This is a genomic window from Gammaproteobacteria bacterium (genome assembly GCA_003696665.1).
Taxonomy (GTDB): domain Bacteria; phylum Pseudomonadota; class Gammaproteobacteria; order Enterobacterales.
This window is the reverse complement of sequence record RFGJ01000264.1, coordinates 1-1,057: the sequence shown is the minus strand read 5'-3', so window position 1 is coordinate 1,057 and position 1,057 is coordinate 1. Positions and strand designations below refer to the sequence as shown.

Annotated in this window: 3 protein-coding genes; all 3 read right to left on the bottom strand. The window is 53.1% G+C overall.

Annotation, left to right across the window (positions count from 1 at the left end; genetic code table 11):
- A partial coding sequence (locus tag D6694_07330) for a hypothetical protein (GenBank protein ID RMH43083.1) occupies window positions 1–537 on the bottom strand: 537 nt, incomplete at its 3' end.
- Window positions 538–548: 11 nt separating this feature from the next.
- The gene (locus D6694_07325) at window positions 549–782 is read right to left on the bottom strand and encodes a type II toxin-antitoxin system MqsA family antitoxin (protein ID RMH43082.1); all 234 of its coding nucleotides are present in this window, start codon (window positions 780–782) and stop codon (window positions 549–551) included.
- Window positions 779–1,057 (bottom strand): DUF4258 domain-containing protein (locus tag D6694_07320; protein ID RMH43081.1); only part of this gene is annotated, 279 nt, incomplete at its 5' end. The genes D6694_07325 and D6694_07320, both read right to left, overlap by 4 nt.

Below are 1,057 nucleotides of genomic sequence, written 5' to 3'. Positions count from 1 at the left end.
TAGACGTTCGGCGACAGGCCCTTCCCGTTGTTTCAATTCTGGAAACCTGAGCAACAATAGGGCCAAGTCCCGCCAGTCTGTACCGGACTTCGGCTGGCCCCGCCGCCGATGATAGGCCAAAACCTTGCTAGCAATCAACTCTTCTGGCGTTAATACCAGAATTTGAGCGATGCGTTGACTGCCAGGCAAATTTTCCACCTGATGAATGTCCACCAAGTGTCGATTTCCGGATTTCCGAACCTGAAAGAGTCGATAGCCGGGCCCGTCAGCGACTCGTCGCACTCGGAGGACAATATGAAACCGCTGGTGCAAGTACGTCCGTAACTCTTCCGCCAGTTCAGCAGCTCGAGAGGACAACAGATCCACGTCCTGGGTCATCCTTGGGTCGTCCACATAGGCGTTGACTGCCTGTGCGCCGAACAGAATGGCGTCCTCCCGTCCCTGCAAGAACTCCAAGACGGCTGTGTGGAGGGTGGCCAAGGGTAGGTCTTCGGCCATGGCGAACTCCCGAAATGTTAGGGCGTCGGTGATAAACATTGTATCTTCTCTCATTGAGCCACCACCGCGTACTTGCGGACTTCCACCTGCACACCGTTACGAGCCGCTTCCTGCGTCTTCGCCAGGAGCTGGGAGGCGACTTCATCTTCCAGATAGACCTCACCACAATTATCGCAAATCAGGGCGGGGACAGACTTGAACACTAACGTCGCGTCGCCTCGTTCGAGTGTAACTGTCGTGACACCCTGCACAGTTTCGCCCTCTCGACAGATTACACATTTCATCGCTGTCTTCTCCTCTTGAATCCCGCTTCCCAACGAGCCTGGTCCGGAATATACGCTGTGATGACAATCCATTCATCGCTCTCCATGTTTTCAGCCACGACAAGATGAATAGGTTGTCCGCCATCCCATCCAAGAAGAAGTTTACTCGGATAAGGGAAGTCATCGGGATAATTCTCTATTTCTTCACCAGATTGAAGCACAGATTCGATCGCTTCTCTAGAGATATTTCTTTCTGCCATGCGCTGCAAGGCGTGTAACCGAAAGATGATTTTGGG

Bases quoted from the DNA above. Each gene is read 5' to 3' on its own strand.
- D6694_07325 (RMH43082.1), bottom strand. From the start codon at position 782: ATGAAATGTGTAATCTGTCGAGAGGGCGAAACTGTGCAGGGTGTCACG.